At 32.8% G+C, this 17,642-nt stretch carries 19 protein-coding genes; 2 read left to right on the forward strand and 17 right to left on the reverse strand.

The window, feature by feature from the left end:
• Nucleotides 1–109: 109 nt before the first annotated feature.
• The 5 genes from B5D14_RS01060 to B5D14_RS01080 form a co-directional block, all read right to left on the reverse strand.
• Nucleotides 110–1,477, reverse strand: a complete 1,368-nt coding sequence (locus B5D14_RS01060; protein WP_078710728.1) for an MATE family efflux transporter — start codon at nucleotides 1,475–1,477, stop codon at nucleotides 110–112.
• 122 nt (nucleotides 1,478–1,599) lie between these two features.
• On the reverse strand, nucleotides 1,600–2,046 hold the full coding sequence (rpiB, locus tag B5D14_RS01065) for a ribose 5-phosphate isomerase B (protein ID WP_078710729.1): 447 nt from the start codon (nucleotides 2,044–2,046) through the stop codon (nucleotides 1,600–1,602).
• 9 nt (nucleotides 2,047–2,055) lie between these two features.
• Nucleotides 2,056–2,613, reverse strand: a complete 558-nt coding sequence (locus tag B5D14_RS01070) for a lytic transglycosylase domain-containing protein (protein ID WP_159443676.1) — start codon at nucleotides 2,611–2,613, stop codon at nucleotides 2,056–2,058.
• Between the two features lie 85 nt (nucleotides 2,614–2,698).
• Nucleotides 2,699–2,884 (reverse strand): ferredoxin, encoded by a 186-nt coding sequence (locus B5D14_RS01075; RefSeq protein WP_078710731.1) that lies wholly within the window; start codon nucleotides 2,882–2,884, stop codon nucleotides 2,699–2,701.
• 23 nt (nucleotides 2,885–2,907) lie between these two features.
• Entirely contained in the window at nucleotides 2,908–3,591 is a 684-nt protein-coding gene (locus B5D14_RS01080; protein WP_078710732.1) for an ATP-binding protein, read from the reverse strand.
• A gap of 82 nt (nucleotides 3,592–3,673) precedes the next feature.
• On the opposite strand from B5D14_RS01080, the gene B5D14_RS01085 reads away from it, so the two are divergent.
• Nucleotides 3,674–4,336, forward strand: coding sequence for a Crp/Fnr family transcriptional regulator (locus tag B5D14_RS01085; protein ID WP_159443677.1), 663 nt, complete (start codon nucleotides 3,674–3,676; stop codon nucleotides 4,334–4,336).
• Here B5D14_RS01085 and smpB read toward each other — a convergent pair.
• The 8 genes from smpB to B5D14_RS01125 form a co-directional block, all read right to left on the reverse strand.
• Entirely contained in the window at nucleotides 4,333–4,782 is a 450-nt protein-coding gene (smpB, locus tag B5D14_RS01090; protein ID WP_078710734.1) for an SsrA-binding protein SmpB, read from the reverse strand. The two genes, B5D14_RS01085 and smpB, sit on opposite strands and share 4 nt — an antisense overlap.
• A gap of 29 nt (nucleotides 4,783–4,811) precedes the next feature.
• Entirely contained in the window at nucleotides 4,812–6,944 is a 2,133-nt protein-coding gene (gene rnr / locus B5D14_RS01095) for a ribonuclease R (RefSeq protein WP_200804727.1), read from the reverse strand.
• 48 nt (nucleotides 6,945–6,992) lie between these two features.
• Nucleotides 6,993–7,214: a preprotein translocase subunit SecG gene (gene secG / locus B5D14_RS01100; RefSeq protein ID WP_078710735.1), complete on the reverse strand. Its 222-nt coding sequence runs from the start codon at nucleotides 7,212–7,214 to the stop codon at nucleotides 6,993–6,995.
• Nucleotides 7,215–7,328: 114 nt separating this feature from the next.
• Entirely contained in the window at nucleotides 7,329–8,207 is an 879-nt protein-coding gene (locus B5D14_RS01105) for a DUF1307 domain-containing protein (RefSeq protein ID WP_159443678.1), read from the reverse strand.
• Between the two features lie 53 nt (nucleotides 8,208–8,260).
• Nucleotides 8,261–9,160: an SPL family radical SAM protein gene (locus B5D14_RS01110; RefSeq protein WP_078710737.1), complete on the reverse strand. Its 900-nt coding sequence runs from the start codon at nucleotides 9,158–9,160 to the stop codon at nucleotides 8,261–8,263.
• Nucleotides 9,161–9,255: 95 nt separating this feature from the next.
• The gene (gene eno / locus B5D14_RS01115; RefSeq protein WP_078710738.1) at nucleotides 9,256–10,572 is read right to left on the reverse strand and encodes a phosphopyruvate hydratase; all 1,317 of its coding nucleotides are present in this window, start codon (nucleotides 10,570–10,572) and stop codon (nucleotides 9,256–9,258) included.
• A 77-nt stretch (nucleotides 10,573–10,649) separates the two neighbouring features.
• Nucleotides 10,650–11,393: a triose-phosphate isomerase gene (gene tpiA / locus B5D14_RS01120; RefSeq protein WP_078710739.1), complete on the reverse strand. Its 744-nt coding sequence runs from the start codon at nucleotides 11,391–11,393 to the stop codon at nucleotides 10,650–10,652.
• Nucleotide 11,394: 1 nt separating this feature from the next.
• Nucleotides 11,395–12,594 (reverse strand): phosphoglycerate kinase, encoded by a 1,200-nt coding sequence (locus tag B5D14_RS01125; protein WP_078710740.1) that lies wholly within the window; start codon nucleotides 12,592–12,594, stop codon nucleotides 11,395–11,397.
• A 583-nt stretch (nucleotides 12,595–13,177) separates the two neighbouring features.
• Here B5D14_RS01125 and B5D14_RS01130 point away from each other — a divergent pair.
• Nucleotides 13,178–13,519: a helix-turn-helix domain-containing protein gene (locus B5D14_RS01130; RefSeq protein ID WP_078710741.1), complete on the forward strand. Its 342-nt coding sequence runs from the start codon at nucleotides 13,178–13,180 to the stop codon at nucleotides 13,517–13,519.
• A 12-nt stretch (nucleotides 13,520–13,531) separates the two neighbouring features.
• Here the strand turns inward: B5D14_RS01130 and B5D14_RS01135 are convergent, their stop codons facing one another.
• The 4 genes from B5D14_RS01135 to B5D14_RS01150 all read right to left on the reverse strand — a co-directional run bounded on the left by B5D14_RS01135 (nucleotide 13,532) and on the right by B5D14_RS01150 (nucleotide 17,601).
• Complete coding sequence (locus tag B5D14_RS01135) at nucleotides 13,532–13,741, reverse strand: hypothetical protein (RefSeq protein ID WP_078710742.1); 210 nt, start codon at nucleotides 13,739–13,741, stop codon at nucleotides 13,532–13,534.
• 153 nt (nucleotides 13,742–13,894) lie between these two features.
• Nucleotides 13,895–15,328, reverse strand: a complete 1,434-nt coding sequence (gene glgA, locus B5D14_RS01140; RefSeq protein WP_078710743.1) for a glycogen synthase GlgA — start codon at nucleotides 15,326–15,328, stop codon at nucleotides 13,895–13,897.
• An 8-nt stretch (nucleotides 15,329–15,336) separates the two neighbouring features.
• Nucleotides 15,337–16,452: a glucose-1-phosphate adenylyltransferase subunit GlgD gene (gene glgD / locus B5D14_RS01145; RefSeq protein WP_078710744.1), complete on the reverse strand. Its 1,116-nt coding sequence runs from the start codon at nucleotides 16,450–16,452 to the stop codon at nucleotides 15,337–15,339.
• Nucleotides 16,453–16,464: 12 nt separating this feature from the next.
• Nucleotides 16,465–17,601: a glucose-1-phosphate adenylyltransferase gene (locus B5D14_RS01150; RefSeq protein ID WP_078711122.1), complete on the reverse strand. Its 1,137-nt coding sequence runs from the start codon at nucleotides 17,599–17,601 to the stop codon at nucleotides 16,465–16,467.
• Nucleotides 17,602–17,642: the final 41 nt, after the last annotated feature.

Genomic DNA, 17,642 nt, shown 5'->3' on the forward strand with positions numbered 1-17,642 from the left:
TAAATTCCTCCTACAAGTTAGTTTTACCTAACCATTAAACCAATAAAACAGTTAGCCTTGACTAACTGTTTATAGTTTATAGAATTTTGTGTTTCTTGTCAATGTATTTTTATAGTGGTTCGTGCGTTAAATTTACTACCCACTTCTCTTTTTTAACTAGCCAATATCCAAATATTAATTTAATAAGATCAGTAGATTGTCCAGCTATATAAAGCAAGAAAGCACTTAATGGGGAGAAATAAGCAAGTATCCCTACTAATGGTATATTAATACACCACATAAAAGCACTATCCATAATTAAGGTAGATTTTGTATCTCCGCCCGCCCTTAATATAAAGTAGTTTTGTGTATTTAATACATAGATTGCAAACATAACACTTTGTATTCTTAACATGATTTCTGCAATCTTTAACGCTTCAATTGAAACATTGCTGTATAGATATGGAATATAGAAACTTGATATAAACATTAAACTTGCAAAGATGAAAGATAAAACAAAACTAAATCCAATTAGTTGATAACCATGTTGCTTTGCTTCATCTAATTTATTTGCACCTAAAGGTTGCGAAATAAGAACTGTTGATGCTGCTGCCATACCACCAAACAATACAAAGAAAATATCACCAATTGTACTCGATATAGAATATCCTGACATTACCTCTGCTCCGCGTGTTGAATAAAATTTAAATAATGTTGCCATACCTGCAGACCATAAGATTTCATTTAACGCAAGTGGTGCAGCTTTAATCATAATCTTTTTCGATAAAGTCAAAGGTACTTTAACAATTTCTTTCACTTTTGTTTTAAATCCAAAATCTCTGTCTTTCAAGAAATAAAGTAGAATACACACCTCTATAATACGAGCAACAACTGTTGCGTATGCTGCACCGCGTATTCCCAGTTGAGGAAACCCAAATTTACCAAAGATCAAACAATAATTTAATACCGTATTTACAAGTACTGCAATTGCACTGACAAACAATGGAATTTTTGTTTCACCTACCGCACGCATTGCACCAGAGAAACAAAGTGTTAATGCTATAGGTAAATATGACCATGCAACCAATCGAATGTAATAGACACCCATTTGTATAATTTCTTGATCAGGTGTAAAAAAACCTAAAATCGCTGTTGGAAAAAAGATTGCCGCTAAAAAGAACATCAACATAATTGCACAAGAAATATTGATTAAGAATCGAAATGACTCTTTCATCTTCTCTTGATTTCTTGCACCATAATATTGTGCTATAAAAATTGATCCTGCTGCAACAATTCCATTTGTACCATATTGAGCAATAATATAAAAACGATTCACAGCCGCAACTCCCCCAATAGCAGCATCCCCTAATTGACCTACCATTAAATTATCCACAAGATTTACAGAACCTGTGATTAATTGTTGAAGCATGAGCGGAACCCCTACGAGGATTGCAGTTTTCATAAACGCTTTATCACCAATGTATTTTGATAAATTCATCCTATTTCCCCCATTCTGTATGCGACTTATTTTATCATAATCAACCAAGCAACGCTACCACAATCAAAAATAAAAACGAACTATTCATTAAAACAGTTCGTTTAGTTAATTTATTTAATTAGTTAACAATTTTTATTTTCAATATCCATGATTGTTTGAACACGCTCTGCATGACGACCACCTTCATAAGTCGCATTTACCCACTCATCGACAATCATCTTTGCAAGTTCACTACCAACAACTCTTGCACCAAAACATAAAACATTTGAATTGTTATGTTGCTTAGAAAGTTTTGCAGAAAAAGGTTCTGAGCACACACAAGCACGTATTCCTTTTACTTTGTTGCATGCAATTGAAATACCAATACCTGTTCCACATATCGCAATACCACAATCCACTTCACCTTTAACTACAGCATTTGAAACAGTTTCTCCTTGTGAGGCATAATTACAACTTACTGATTCATCTGTACCATAATTCACAACTTCAAATCCACGTTGCTTTAAATGATTCATAATTTCCTTTTTAAGTTCTACAGCAGTATGATCATTCCCAATTCCAATTTTCATGTTAACCTCCTAGTATATTTCTTCATAGATACGATAATTCTCTAAAACAATTTTAACATAATTACGTGTTTCAGGATATGGTATAACATCTAATGTTTTCCCATTACTTGAATACTCGCCATCACTTAACCATGTTTTCGTAATATTCATCCCCGCATTATAAGCAGCTAATTGTGTACTTGTTTCTTTAAATTCAGTTCGTAGTAGACTTAAAAAATATGCACCATATCGTAAATTATGTTCAGGTTCAAATAAGTCTTCGTACACTGTTGTGTTATCATTTAGTTTCATTTTCAACCAATCAAATGTCGGTTCAGTAATTTGCAGTAACCCTCTCGCATTAGCACTAGAAACAGCATCTGTTTTAAACTTACTTTCTTGCCGCATAATTGCATAGATTAAATTCTCATCAACATTGAATTCTTTCGAAACTTTCAATACTAGTTGATGATAAGGTTTAGGATATTCAGATCGTAAGTTACTATATTTCGATTCTACTTGAATACTCAGTGCAATTAACATAATCGCAAAACATACAAGCAAAATTGCCCTTGGCTTTTTCTTCATTTTCTTCATATCCCATATTATACTAAAGTTTCTTCTTAAAACAACAAATTCCTTACAATAGTAAGGAATTCGTATGAATTCATTTTTATTCAATAACTTCAATAACTTGAACAGGACAACTGTTTTTTGCCTCATTTGTTTCAATTTCAAAGTTTGTTGGATTTTCCACAGTTACAATTGCGATACCTTCATCACTCATTTTAAATACGGTAGGACAAATCGCAACACACATACCACACCCAATACATCCTTCATTAATTTTAACTTTCATATATGATCTCCTTTTTATCTTCGCTATAGTATTTCACCATCAGTTGAGATTGTAACGATTTGCCAAGGTATAAACTTCCCACTATTTTTTAATGCTAGTTTAGTTGCTTGCTCAAGTCCACCACAACAAGGCACTTCCATTCGAACAACTTTAACTTCTTGTATATCATTATCACGAAGTATTGCAGTTAGTTTTTCACTGTAATCTTCCATATCCAGTTTTGGACACCCAATAAGTGTCACATGATTCTTAATAAAATCTTGATGAAAATTTGCATAAGCATAAGCAGTACAATCAGCCGCAATTAATAATTTACACCCATCAAAATAAGGAGCATGAATTGGCACTAACTTGATTTGAATTGGCCATTGTCTAAGTTCACTTTGTTGATTAATCTCAATATGTTGATGTACTTTAGGATTCATTATCTTTGATTGTGTTCCTGGACACCCACAAGGTAGAACTTCTTCCTTCCTCATATTGGCTTGCACCGCTTCATGATCGTAAGCTAGCGCTTCTCTTTCTTCAAATGTAATTGCACCTGTAGGACAAGTTGGTAAACAATCTCCTAACCCATCACAGTAATCATCTCTTAAAAGTTTTGCCTTTCCATTAACCATACCTATCGCTCCTTCATGGCATGCAACAGCACACGCTACACAACCATTACATTTCTCTTCATCTATTTTGATAATTCTTCTTTTCATCAATGTATCCTCCTTGTTTTTACAAAGTTATTATAATAGAATGCATTTAGAAAGTATGTTGTTTTTACAACGAGATAAATATATGATGATTACTAAAGAATTACACTTAAAAATTAAACTACTTAAAAATTTTGATTATGAAGATTTATCGAAGGTTTTAAGCAGTTTACACGTCATAGAAAAACAATACAAGAAAAATAAAATCATCCTAAATGAAGGACAAACTATACGTGATATTGGAATTATTTTAACTGGCTCTGTCCAAGTTTACAATTGCGATTTTTTTGGCAACAAAAGTATTCTTACCGAACTTGAAGAAGGAGATACCTTTGGTGAAGTTTATGCACTTTCCGATAAGATCCCAATTCCTCTTGTCGTGTTAGCCACTGAAAACACTACTGTTTTATATATCAATGTAAACGAATTATTCGATTCAAACACTAACCCACTTAAACAGGAATTCATTAAATATTTACTAAAAGAATTTACTAGTAAAAACTTACTTCTATCAAAAAAAATTGAACACTTATCTAAGCGTTCAATTCGTGAGAAATTATATTCTTATTTATCTTCTGAAGCAATTAAAAACAAGAATTCAATTTTTAAAATACCATTTAATCGACAAGAGCTTGCTGATTATCTATCCATTGATCGAAGTGCCTGCTCTAACGAGTTATCTAAAATGAAACAAGAATGCATTCTCGATTTCCATAAGAATGAATTCATTCTTTTCAAAGAAATTTAACGAAGCTTTGTCGCTTTTTCCATTTCTCGCTTTGCTGTTTTTAATTTATCATCATGGCGCTTATCATAAAGCGCTTTTCCTTTTGCTAGTGCTATTTCAATTTTTGCTCTACCGTTTTTTAAATACATCTTTGTTGGTACAACGGTATAACCTTTTAATTTCACTTTATTATGTAGTTTGCGTATTTCAGTTTTATTTAGTAGTAACTTTCTTACACGTGTTTCATCATGGTTAAATTGATTCCCATGATCATACTGAGCAATGTGCATTTCTTTAATAAATGCTTCACCCTCCACAAACGAAATAAAAGCATCTTTGAACTGAACTTTTCCTTGGCGTATTGATTTAATTTCAGTCCCCACAAGTACAAGCCCCGCTTCAAAACGATCCTCTAAAAAGTAATCATGACTTGCTCTTCTATTTAATGCTATAAGTTTTTCACTCATCAAGAATCACTCCCTTGTTCTATTATAACTTAAATCCAGCGTTGTTTCTTCTTTTTCTTATCTTTATAAATAATAAAATCAATTGTTTGTTTTTCTTTGCTGGCATCAATCAATTTAACTCGAACTTCTTGTCCTAATTTATATGTTGTTCCTGTTCTTTCACCAATCAATTGATAACCTGATTCATCATAACGATAGTAATCATCCGATAAACTTTGTACATGTACTAATCCTTCAACCGTATTTGGAAGTTCTACAAAGAAACCAAATTTTGTTACAGAGCTAATTACTGCATCAAAAGTTAAGCCAATTTTATTTTGCATGAACTCTGCTTTTTTCATATCTTCAACATCACGTTCAGCTTCAATCGATGCTCTTTCTCTTTCAGATGTTTCAAGTCCAAGTTTTTCCATCTTAAGTTCATCATTATTGATTTCATTGACATCCAAACATTGATTAAATGAATATTTACGCAACATTCGATGCACAATCAAATCAGGATATCTTCGAATTGGTGATGTAAAATGCAAATATTCATCCAAAGCTAACCCAAAGTGACCTAAGCATTTTGAATCGTATTTGGCTTTTTGCATTGATCTTAGCATCAATGTTGATATAACAGGATATTCTGGTTCATCTTTAAATTCATTTAATGCTTTTTGAATTTCTAATGGACGAATATCTTCCATGTTCCCTTTGAATTTATGCCCCATGATGAGCGCAACTTTTGCAAACTCTCTTAATTTTTTCGCAAGAGGCTGTTCATGAACACGATAAAGAGAAGGAATTTCCAACCATTTCATATGTTTAGCTACTGTTACATTTGCACAAATCATAAAATCTTCAATGATTCTTTCAGATTCACCACGTTCTCTTAATTGTATATCTTTTACTTTACCATTTTTATCTACAATGATTTTTGCTTCTTCTTTATCAAAATCAATTGCACCTTGTTTTTCTCTGTTTTTTCTAATTCGTGACGCACAAACTTTCATATTTTCGAATAAATCACCTAAATGCTCATACTTACGCATAACAACTGGATCATTATCTAAAATCTTATTTACATTATTGTATGTCATTCTTTCAGTTGAACGAATGAAAGAAGGATAAATTTCATAAGAACTTACTTCCCCACTTTCATCAATCAACATTTCACACGTCAATGTTAATCGTTCTACTTTAGGATTAAGCGAACAAATTCCGTTAGATAAGATACGAGGCAACATCGGTACAACACGATCTGTTACATAAGTAGATGTTCCACGATTTTCAGCTTCAACATCAAGTGGTGAATTTTCAGTCACATAATAAGAAACATCGGCAATATGCACCCATAAACGATACTTATCTTCTTCCTTTGTAATACTAATTGCATCATCAAAGTCTTTTGAGTCATCTCCGTCAATCGTAACGACAATCATATTTGTACAATCTCTTCTACCTATTTTTTGCTCTGGTAAAACTTCTTGCGAAATTGATTCTGCTTGTTTAATTGCTTCAACATCAAATTCTGGTTGAATATCATGTTGAAGAAGAATCGATAATACATCCACTCCTGGATCATCTTTATGACCTAGGAGTTGAAGGATTTCTAATTCAATTGTATTCTTAAAAATCTTAAGTATTTTAAATTGTGCTTTTGTACCCGTCACAACTTTAAACTTAGATAAATTCTTAACAACAATTCTTCCCTTTAATCGCTCATCATCCAATTCAACAATTGTTCCTGTTTTTCGAACAATAAAAGTACCAATACAAATTTCTGTATTTCGCTTTAATATTTTTACTACTTCACCTTCATTGCTATCCAATTTAAAAAGTTTTACAACAACTTCATCTTTATCCATTGCACCTCTTAAATCTTCTAGGCTTATATGAATACTATTGTCCTGATCAAGATCTAAAAACCCAAATCCTTTTCGGTTAATTGATATTTTACCCACATAAATTCCTGCTTGGATTGCAGTCATAAAGAAATTTTTTGGATTACGCGCTATAACATAATCATCTTCTAACTCATTTAATGCTTTATTTAACAAAACAAAATCACTTGTTGATGTACAATCAAGTTCTTTTGCAAGCTTCTCCATATCGTAATAAGCTAATTTTCCATTTTCTATTTTTGTAATTATTTTGTTTTTTAATTCCATCATTTCCATAAAGCTCACCTCCTTCTTTCGGCAAATAAAAAAGGCTCAAGGCCTTTCCTACATAATTCTCATTAATATAACTAAGACAAAGAATAATATACCAACTCCTAAAGTTAGGTTAGAAATAATTTTCTCTGATCCTCTTTCTTTTGTGTTGGCAAATAGATTTAATCCACCGCTACCTGTAAAAGCACCTGAGATACCATCTGATTTTCCACTTTGTAGTAAAGAAAGTATTATTAATGCAGCGGATACGACCATCAATAAAATATCTAGCATAGACTTCTCCTCCTAGCGAATGAATAAAACATTGCTAAATAATTATAGCATATGGATGTAAATTTGCAAATACATTCCTAGTTTACAAAAGAAAAGAGCCTATTTAGACTCTTATTACTCTCTAACTACCTCACATGTGTACCCATCTTCCTTAAAACCAGCTACTGATTCATCAAAACCGATAATAACACTAAGTCCATCACCACCAGTAACAAGACCAACTCGCTCTAAATCAGATTGGTTTAATGAAGTATATTGAATAACCAACTTTGTAACAACTTGATCAGTTTTCTCATCAATTTCATATTCTAAACCAAGAATTCCTTCATATGATTTTGCTGTGTCTTTGATTGCTGTTATGATTTCATCTGTTGGATTAAAATATGTAGTTTCCCACAATACACCATCCACATGAACACCCGTCTCAGATAACATTGTAAGTGAATCTTTTACTTCATTATTTTCAAAAGTACAAACTGCTTTAGATATTTTTTGATCCTCAATTAACCAATCTTGTTGAAGATCATCGAATTTAGCCCATTCATCTCCTGGTAATGCATAAGTTTCACCTAAATATACAAGGTAATCATGCATTTCCTCTTCAGTCATACCCAATTCATCGATAATTTCTATGTATTTATTTTTTGCATCCTCATCAATGACAAGATTATTATCAGAATATGGACTTATTGGATCACTTATGTACACATTACCATAAAAGAAATCTTCTTCATTTTCATAGGTAAATCTTATTTCCCCCAATTTATCACTTGCATCTTTCGCTGTATTTAAAATACCTGTAATTTCCCAATTTGAATTCTTATCTTCAAATACAACATAAACAAAAGTGCTAGAGAAATTGACCATCTTCTTCTTATTCATATCTTGATAAATCGCTTCATGATCCATCCCAGCATAACTTATTATTTTAGGGCTACTACTACACCCAACCACCAGCATTAAAATCATCAACACCCATATTATTTTCTTCATAAAATAACCCCCACTAATCATTAATTATAGAGAGGGTACGAAAAGGTTTCAATCTATTTTTCTCTCAACTCGTCAAAAAAAGTTAATTGGGACTTCCTATAAGGAGATTGATAATCCTCAACTATTTTCTTCATGTCCGTTATAATTCCATATTTATTGCATTCTTCCACAAACATTTTATATTTCGTTCTAACATTTGGTATAGCACATGAATAATTATCTCGATATTTCTTTTGGTATTTTTCTTTAAGTCCTGGGAAATATTGATCTAACTTTTCATAATAATAATCTCTTTGATTCATTCTTAATGTAACACCAAAACCAGAATATATATATTTCACACCACATTCATGTGCCTTTTTTACTAAAGCTAGAATATTTTCATCACTATCAGTTATCCATGGTAAATTAGGCATCAATAGAATACATGTATTAATTCCCGCATGACTTAACTTTTTTAATGCTTCAAATCGTTTAGAACTAACACATACATGTGGTTCAATTATTTTAGAAAGCTCATCATCTACTGTAGTCACTGTCATTTTAACAAGTACTGGAGAGTGTTGTTTAATTTCTTTGAAAATATCAATGTCACGCGTGACTAAATCACTTTTTGTTGCAAGAGCTACGCCAAATCCATATGCATTTATCAATTCCAATGCATGGCGAGTAAGTTGTTCCTTTTCTTCAAATGGGTTGTACGGATCACTCATTGCACCTGTACCTACTACACCTTTTACTTTCTTTCGTCTTAAATCATCACGTATTATTCTTAATGCATCTTCTTTAGCACGTACTTGATCAAAATTTTCAACATGGTAACAATCACTTCTAGAATCGCAATAAATACAACCATGACAACATCCACGATAAATGTTCATATTATATTTTGTTCCAAACCAAAAATCATTTTTGCAATTCGTTATAATTGTTTTCGCCTTAACAGTCTCCATACGATTACCTCTTATTTATATTATACATTAGGTAACATGACATCTTTTGTCAACATAAGAAAACTCACTAACCGAAGTTAATGAGTTTTATTAAACTATTTGTTTTTAACGTTGTAGAAAGCTTGGCGTCCAAGGTATTTAGCAACACAGCCAAGTTCATCTTCGATTCTGATTAATTGGTTGTATTTAGCAATACGGTCTGTACGAGACATTGAACCAGTCTTAATTTGTCCAGCATTGAATGCAACAGCGATATCAGCAATTGTTGTATCTTCTGTTTCACCAGATCTATGAGAAACTACACAAGTATATCCAGCTTCTTTAGCCATAGTCATAGCATCAAATGTTTCTGTAAGTGTACCGATTTGGTTAACTTTGATAAGGATTGAGTTAGCAATTCCTCTGTCGATTCCTTCTTTAAGGATAGCTGGGTTAGTAACGAATAAGTCATCACCAACGATTTGGATCTTATCACCGATACGATCAGTTAATACTTTCCATCCGTCCCAGTCTCTTTCTCCAAGACCATCTTCGATAGAAACGATTGGATATTTTTCTACCCATTCAGCATACATATCAATCATTTCAGCAGTAGTTTTTGTACCACCATTTGATTTAACAAGTTCATAAACTTTAGTTTCTGTGTTGTAGAATTCACTAGCAGCTACGTCCATAGCGATAGCGATATCTCCAGGTTTACCTTCTTTAGAAGGGTTGTATCCTGCAGCTTTAATAGCTTCAACAATTAATTGAAGAGGTTCTTCATTACCATCTTTACAAGAAGGAGCGAATCCACCTTCATCACCAACATTAGTGTTGTATCCTTTAGCTTTTAATACTTTACGTAAGTTGTGGAATGTTTCAGCTCCCATACGTAATGCTTCTTTAATATCTGTAGCTCCAATAGGCATAATCATGAATTCTTGGAAATCTACTGTAGAGTCAGCATGGCTACCACCATTAAGAACGTTCATCATTGGAACTGGTAATGTTTTACCATTGAATCCACCTAAGTAACGGTATAAAGGCATACCATAGTAATCAGCTGCTGCAATAGCACAAGCCATTGAAACACCTAAGATAGCGTTAGCTCCAAATTTAGATTTGTCTTTTGTACCATCAAGTTCGATCATTGCTTTATCAACACCACATTGATCAGTAACATCCATACCGACGATTGCATCAGCGATGATGTCATTTACATTGCTTACTGCTTTTAAAACACCTTTTCCTAAGAAACGAGATTTATCTCCATCACGTAATTCAAGAGCTTCTCTTTCTCCAGTTGATGCACCAGATGGAACCATTGCGCGTCCAAATGCACCAGATTCTGTTGTAACTTCAACTTCAATTGTTGGATTTCCACGTGAGTCAATAACTTCGCGTGCGTAAACGTCTACTATATAAGGCATTATAATACCCTCCTTCTTTTCTTTTATCATTATACATTTGATAGGTTTATTTTTAAACCACTATTCACTTGTTTTTACTATTTTGTTGCGTCAATAATTGCTGTGAATGAATCAACTTTTAATGAAGCTCCACCAATAAGTGCTCCATCGATATCTTCACAAGCCATGTATTCTTTAATGTTTTCAGGTTTAACTGATCCACCATATTGTACACGAACACCTTCAGCTGCATCATCACCATACATTTTGCGAACTTGGTCACGTACAATTGCACAACAGTTTTGAGCATCATCTTTACTAGCAGATTTACCAGTACCAATAGCCCAAATTGGTTCATAAGCAATAACGATGTCTTTAACACAGTTAGGACACATGTCAGCAAGACTACCTGTTAATTGATCACGAATTACTTTTTCAGTAAGACCTGCATCATATTGAGCTTCAGTTTCACCAATACAAACGATTGGAGTAATATCAGCTTTAACTAAGCGTTTTGCTTTTTTGTTTACTGTTTCATCAGTATCACCAAACATCGTACGACGTTCAGAATGACCAATAATACAATACTTAACATTTAATTCTTCTAACATAGGAACACTTACTTCACCAGTAAATGCGCCATTGTCTTCAAAGTGACAGTTTTCTGCTGCAATGATTAAATTCTTTGCAGTAGCAGTTGCATCTTTAAGTGCTGTGAATGGAGCACCTACTCCATAATCAGCAGCATCATGTAAAACTGGTTCAATTGCATTGATGAATTCAACTGTTTCTTTACAAGTTTTATTCATCTTCCAGTTTCCAACAATAATCGGTTTTCTCATTTTATGCTTTCTCCTGAATGATTGCGATACCTGGAAGTTCTTTACCTTCCATATATTCTAGTGAAGCTCCTCCACCAGTTGAAATGTGGCTAAATTTGTCTTTGAATCCTAAGTTAATTGCAGCAGAAGCAGAATCTCCTCCACCAATAACTGTCATTGCATCAGGTAATTCAGAAATTGCTTTACAAATTTCAATAGTTCCTGTAGCAAATTCAGGTTTTTCAAATACACCCATAGGTCCATTCCATACTACTGTATGAGCACCTTGTAATTCTTTTTTAAACAATTCAATTGTTTTAGGACCGATATCAAGACCCATATAACCATCAGGCATTGCATCGATATCTACTGTTTTAATATCTGTTGGATTTTCAAAGTCATTTGCAATAACTGTATCCACAGGAAGGATTAATTTTCCATTACCACGAGCCATGAAATCTTTTGCCATATCCACTTTATCTGCTTCAAGTAATGAATTACCAACGCCATGCCCTTCAGCAACAGCAAATGTATAAGCCATACCACCACCAATAATAACTTTATCAGCGATATTTAATAAATTTTCAATAACTGCGATCTTGTCAGAAACTTTTGCTCCACCTAAGATTGCTACTAATGGACGTTTTGGATTGTCGATAGCTGCACTTAAGTTTTCAATTTCTTTTTGTACTAAGAATCCACAAGCACTTGGTAAGTGTGTTGCAATACCAACTGTTGAAGCATGAGCTCTGTGTACAGAACCAAATGCATCAGAAACAAATAAATCTCCAAGTTTAGCCCAGTATGCAGCTAATTCAGGATCATTCTTGCTTTCACCTTTTTCATAACGAGTATTTTGAATAAGAACGATATCTCCATCATTCATTTCTGCAACAGCTTTTTCTAAAACTTCACCACGAGTTTCAGGAACAAAAGTTACTTTACCTGGAACAAGTTCAGCTAAGCGTGCAGCAACTGGAGCCATGTTATTTTTCTTTTTACCTGCTTCACATTTTTCTGGATCTTTATGATCAATCTTTCCTAAATGTGACATCAAAATAACCTTTGCACCATTTTCAGTTAAATAGTTGATTGTAGGAAGTGCTGCTTGAATACGATTATCATTCGTAATCACACCATCCTTTAAAGGAACGTTGAAGTCAACACGAACTATGACGCGTTTACCTTTTACATCTAAATCTTTTACAGTTTGTTTTGCCATGCAAATTATCCTCCTCTTTGCTACTAAATTATACCACCGATAGCGAATTGAAGTAAACGTAAAAAAAGCACTTTGTGTAAGATTTCACAATTTGAAAACGCTTACTTCAACAAAGTACTTTTTTATTCTTTTTTTTACTCCATAAATCTTAAAATTAAATGCAATTTCAATCATTTTTCAAAAAAAAGAATGGACCTTATTCTATATCTTTTAGTGCACCAAGAGTATTTTAATAGCCAGAAACTGTAGTGCTTTTGTATAGTGTATAAGTGGGTAACTAATGATTTTTAATTTATGAAATGATGTTTCAAATTCATATGAGTCGGAGTTGGGTTCTAAACTCATTAAAATCTGCACATACAGCTCTGGAAAATTAATTAATTCAATCGTCTAATTTCATTGATTTATGTTTAGTCAATGATAGACCACCTGGTAGTTCTATTCTAAATCTAAACGCCTAGCCATAATTCACTAATATTAGACTTATCTTGATTAATTATACCCTAATAGTTATCTTTTTTCAACACCTATTGTTCATTTAACACATAAACTATTAAGGGTAAACTAAAAGTGGAGGTAACCAATGGATAAACTAAATATAAGCCAAATTGGGTTAAGGCTAAGAAAGCAAAGAGAACTCATGAAAATGACAAGAGAAAATCTTGCTGATAAACTAAATATCACCGTTAAGTTTTTATCCGATATTGAATTAGGCCAAAAAGGAATGTCGATACAAACACTCGCAAATTTCTCAAAAGTCCTAGATTTATCGGTAGACTATATCTTATTTGGAGAAAGTTGTGACGATCAATTTATACCTACTGATGAAAAGATTTTCTTAACAACAAATACAGAGAATGAAAACATTGATAAAATATCATTTATTGCAAATTATATAGCACAAAACTTTACAACAAAAAAATAAAGAAACGGATACTTATTCCGTTTCTTTTTGATTCTCAATGATTTGATCCAATTCATGGCATATCTCTTCAAGTTCTTTTTGAATTAAATTCATGCCATCTGCTAATTCAGATACTTCTATTACTGTACCTTCAGATACATCTGAAGAAAAAGTAATCAACTTAATCAGTTTCGATACACTTTGTAATTTCGATTTTACTAATTCAAGTTTAATATCTATCACCTCAATACATTCTAATTTTAGTTATTGTATACATTATAATTATTAAGTTTTTATTATGCAACAAAATATCAATACTCTCAATAAGTTATCCATTTCCATTTTCCCATTAACTGATAATTAGAAAAGGTAGAACTCTCATCCTACCTATAACTTCTAGATCATTTCATATAACTCATGATATAAGTTAGCACTATATTCCCAACTTACATCAGTTTCCATTGCATGCTGTACTAGAGATTTCCAACCTTCAGGATTTGTATAGTATGTATCTGTTGCCCATCTTAATGTATGAACTAAGTCATCGCCACTAAATGCCCAAAAGCTAAATCCATTTCCTTCATTTGTATATTGATTATACGCATGAACTGTATCACGTAAGCCACCTGTTTCTCTAACAAGTGGTAGTGAACCATAACGCATCGCAATCAATTGACCAATACCACAAGGCTCATAAAGAGAAGGCATTAAGAATAAATCACATGATGCATAAACACGATGAGCCAATTCTTCATTGTATCCACAATAATAAACAGCACGACGTTTATATTTTTCTTCCATGTATCTAAATGTACTCTCTGCATCTTGCTCACCTGTACCCAACACAACAAATTGAAGATCAAGTCCCATAATATCCGCAAGACGTTCAGCAATCAAGTATACACCCTTTTGATAAGTTAAACGTGATACGATACCTACCATTAATACATCGGGTGCTTCTCTTAATCCTAAATCTTTTTGCAATGCTATCTTATTATCACGCTTCCCCTTTTGCACATTCTTCATTGTGTAGTTTTTCGTGATGTGCTTATCCGTTTGTGGATTCCATTCAACTGTATCAATACCATTTACGATACCCCATAAATCATGTTGACGATAACGAAGTATTTCATCTAAATGTTCACCATACTCAGCTGTAAGAATTTCTTTTGCATAAGAAGGAGAAACAGTAGTTACTTTATCAGAATACACAATTCCTGTCTTCATAAAACTTATTCCACCATCAAAACGCATTGATCCATCTTCGTAATACTTATACGAAAGCCCCAAACATGAGCCAAGAATATCCTTAGGGAAATTTCCTTGGAAAGCTAAATTGTGAATTGTATAAACGTGTTTAACTTTATCAAATCGCCAATCACTACCATAATGAATCTTTGTAAGTGCCGCAAGCATTCCTGTATGCCAATCATGCGCATGCATGATATCTGGAAAGAAGTCCAACATTTTACACATTTCCAAGATTGCTTTTTGGAAGAAAGAAAATCTTTCACCATCATCTGCAAATCCATACAATGCATCTCTTTCAAAATATGCTTGGTGTTGCACAAAATAATATGTCACACCTTCAACTTCTGTTTTAAAATAACTCGCAGGTTGATCAATCCATCCAATTTTAATCTGAACAGTACCTAAATACTCAAAACTATCAAAATACTTTTCCGCAACCTTTTTATATAAAGGTAATACTACTCGTACATCATATCCTTTTTCATTTAATATTTTTGGTAATGATCCAATAACATCTGCCAAACCACCACTTTTAATAAATGGTAATCCTTCAGCTGCTGCAAATAAAATCGATTTCATAAAACCTCCTAGATTCTATCAGCACGTTTTACATAAATTGGAGCTTCAGGAGTTCCAACTAATTTCTTAACATGATGAACAATTGCACTCTTATCCACAATAACACTATCTAACTTCGCACTTTCACCAATAAAGGCACCTGGTAAAATAATACAATTCTTAACAACCGCACCTTTTTTCACAGTTACATTTCGTCCAATAACACAATTCTCAACTTTACCTTCAATAACACATCCATTAGCAACAACACTACTACATACTTGTGCATCTTTAGAATAACGTGTTGGTGCTGAGTCATTGGTCATTGTATGAATTGGCCAATCCTCTACAAATAAATCCGATGCAATATCAGGACAGCGTAATTCCATATTTGCTTTGAAATAAGATGGAAGTGTATTAATGCATGCAACATATCCACGTACTGGATATCCTACCATTTTCAATTCACCACATACTTCTCTAAGAATATCTTTAAACCAATAAAGTGCACTTGTATTTGCAGCACGATTTACTAATTCAATAAATAATCTTTTACTTAATACATAAGCTTCCATGGAAACAGCACGTGTTTTGTATTTACCACGATTCTTTTCAATTGAAGTAATATGTTTATCTTTATCCATAACTAATGTATCACAACCAATAAATTCTGTTTTCGCATTATCAACATTCTTATAAAGAACTGTAATGTCATTTTGTGATGCAATATGTTCTTTTAATACTTCAGTGTAATCAATTTTATATATCATATAGCTTGGAGCAATAATCACATAAGGCTTATTAGAATCTTCAATGTATTGCATGTTTTGAATAAAACTTCCAATATCATGATTATATACTTCAGACATTACTTTACTTTCACCATAAAGTAATCTAAGTTTTCCACGCTTTGAGTTAATATTGTAATGCAATCCTGTTCCTAAATGTTCAATCAAACTTCTTGGTTTTTCTTTGATATGAACTTGAATTTGAGACATCCCTGAATTTGTCATATTTGACAAGACAAAGTCAATGATTCGATAACGTCCCAAAAAACTAATTGCAGGTACAGGTCGATAATTACCTAAACCTTCAATATCAGCAGTTGAGTCTTCAAAATTTATAATCCCTAATGCATCAACCATTTTTCTGTCCTCCTATTTAGAAACATTCTTTGCTACAAGAAGAATATTTTCACTATCTTTGTTTCCTACAACAGCACCAGGCGCAATTTCAACATTATCAGCAACAATGCAACGTGTTACTTTTGCACCTCTACCTACTGTTGCGTTTGGCATAATGACAGAATCAATTATCTTAGCATCTTGTGATATTACCGTGTTGGTAAATAATACTGAATTCTTAACACTTCCATATACCTGACAACCTTGTGTTATCAATGCATTGTTTACATCGGCATTCTCACCAATAAACTGTGGTACTGCATTCACGTCTTCTGTATAAATTTTCCAATCAAGATCAAAAATATCTAATTCATTATTCGGATTAATCAAATCCATATTTGCTTCCCATAAACTATCAATTGTTCCAACATCTTTCCAATATCCTTTAAAACGATAAGCTGTTAAACGTTTACCATCTGCTAAATAATTAGGAATGATATCTTTACCAAAGTCATGACTAGAATCAGGATTCTTTTCATCTTGTAATAAATATTTTCTTAATTGTTTATACTCGAAAATATAGATACCCATTGAAGCTAGATTGCTCTTTGGCTTCGCAGGTTTCTCTTCAAATTCTACAATGATATCATTTTTATCTGTATTCATAATTCCAAAACGATTTGCTTCTTTTAAAGGTACTTCAAGTACTGCAATTGTTGCATCTGCACCTGTTTTCTTATGATGTTCAAGCATATCAGCATAATCCATCTTATAGATGTGATCTCCTGATAAAACTAAAACATATTCTGCTTTCATTTGATCTAAGAAATCAATATTTTGAGTTATCGCATCCGCAGTACCACGATATTCTCCAAATCCTGTTTCATCTTTTTCACGAGGAGGTAAAACGAAAACACCACTATCTTTCGCATCCAATCCCCAATGATGATCTCTTGCAACATAAGAGTTTAATAGTACTGACTCATATTGCGTTAAAACACCTACTACTTCTACTGAAGAGTTTGCACAATTACTTAGTGGAAAATCGATGATTCGATATTTACCACCAAAGTAAACTGCTGGCTTAGCCACCTTTTTGGTTAGTTCAAAAAGTCGCGAGCCCCTTCCACCCGCTAGAATCATTGCAACCATATTATTATTTTGTCTCATGATCTTTTCCCTCACATGATCTTTATTTATATTTTCATTAT

The sequence above is a fragment of the Anaerorhabdus furcosa genome (assembly GCF_900167375.1).
Classification (GTDB): domain Bacteria; phylum Bacillota_I; class Bacilli_A; order Erysipelotrichales; family Erysipelotrichaceae; genus Anaerorhabdus; species Anaerorhabdus furcosa.

What these genes read in the sequence shown, in the direction of transcription:
- B5D14_RS01130 (WP_078710741.1), top strand. Translation starts at nt 13,178, where the DNA reads ATGGATAAACTAAATATAAGCCAAATTGGGTTAAGGCTAAGAAAGCAA.
- B5D14_RS01150 (WP_078711122.1), bottom strand. Translation starts at nt 17,601, where the DNA reads ATGAGACAAAATAATAATATGGTTGCAATGATTCTAGCGGGTGGAAGG.
- glgD (WP_078710744.1), bottom strand. Translation starts at nt 16,452, where the DNA reads ATGGTTGATGCATTAGGGATTATAAATTTTGAAGACTCAACTGCTGAT.
- tpiA (WP_078710739.1), bottom strand. Translation starts at nt 11,393, where the DNA reads ATGAGAAAACCGATTATTGTTGGAAACTGGAAGATGAATAAAACTTGT.
- B5D14_RS01085 (WP_159443677.1), top strand. Translation starts at nt 3,674, where the DNA reads ATGATGATTACTAAAGAATTACACTTAAAAATTAAACTACTTAAAAAT.
- B5D14_RS01110 (WP_078710737.1), bottom strand. Translation starts at nt 9,160, where the DNA reads ATGGAGACTGTTAAGGCGAAAACAATTATAACGAATTGCAAAAATGAT.
- B5D14_RS01070 (WP_159443676.1), bottom strand. Translation starts at nt 2,613, where the DNA reads ATGAAGAAAAAGCCAAGGGCAATTTTGCTTGTATGTTTTGCGATTATG.
- eno (WP_078710738.1), bottom strand. Translation starts at nt 10,572, where the DNA reads ATGCCTTATATAGTAGACGTTTACGCACGCGAAGTTATTGACTCACGT.
- B5D14_RS01060 (WP_078710728.1), bottom strand. Translation starts at nt 1,477, where the DNA reads ATGAATTTATCAAAATACATTGGTGATAAAGCGTTTATGAAAACTGCA.
- B5D14_RS01125 (WP_078710740.1), bottom strand. Translation starts at nt 12,594, where the DNA reads ATGGCAAAACAAACTGTAAAAGATTTAGATGTAAAAGGTAAACGCGTC.
- B5D14_RS01080 (WP_078710732.1), bottom strand. Translation starts at nt 3,591, where the DNA reads ATGAAAAGAAGAATTATCAAAATAGATGAAGAGAAATGTAATGGTTGT.
- B5D14_RS01075 (WP_078710731.1), bottom strand. Translation starts at nt 2,884, where the DNA reads ATGAAAGTTAAAATTAATGAAGGATGTATTGGGTGTGGTATGTGTGTT.
- B5D14_RS01105 (WP_159443678.1), bottom strand. Translation starts at nt 8,207, where the DNA reads ATGAAGAAAATAATATGGGTGTTGATGATTTTAATGCTGGTGGTTGGG.
- rnr (WP_200804727.1), bottom strand. Translation starts at nt 6,944, where the DNA reads ATGGAAATGATGGAATTAAAAAACAAAATAATTACAAAAATAGAAAAT.
- smpB (WP_078710734.1), bottom strand. Translation starts at nt 4,782, where the DNA reads ATGAGTGAAAAACTTATAGCATTAAATAGAAGAGCAAGTCATGATTAC.
- rpiB (WP_078710729.1), bottom strand. Translation starts at nt 2,046, where the DNA reads ATGAAAATTGGAATTGGGAATGATCATACTGCTGTAGAACTTAAAAAG.
- glgA (WP_078710743.1), bottom strand. Translation starts at nt 15,328, where the DNA reads ATGAAATCGATTTTATTTGCAGCAGCTGAAGGATTACCATTTATTAAA.
- secG (WP_078710735.1), bottom strand. Translation starts at nt 7,214, where the DNA reads ATGCTAGATATTTTATTGATGGTCGTATCCGCTGCATTAATAATACTT.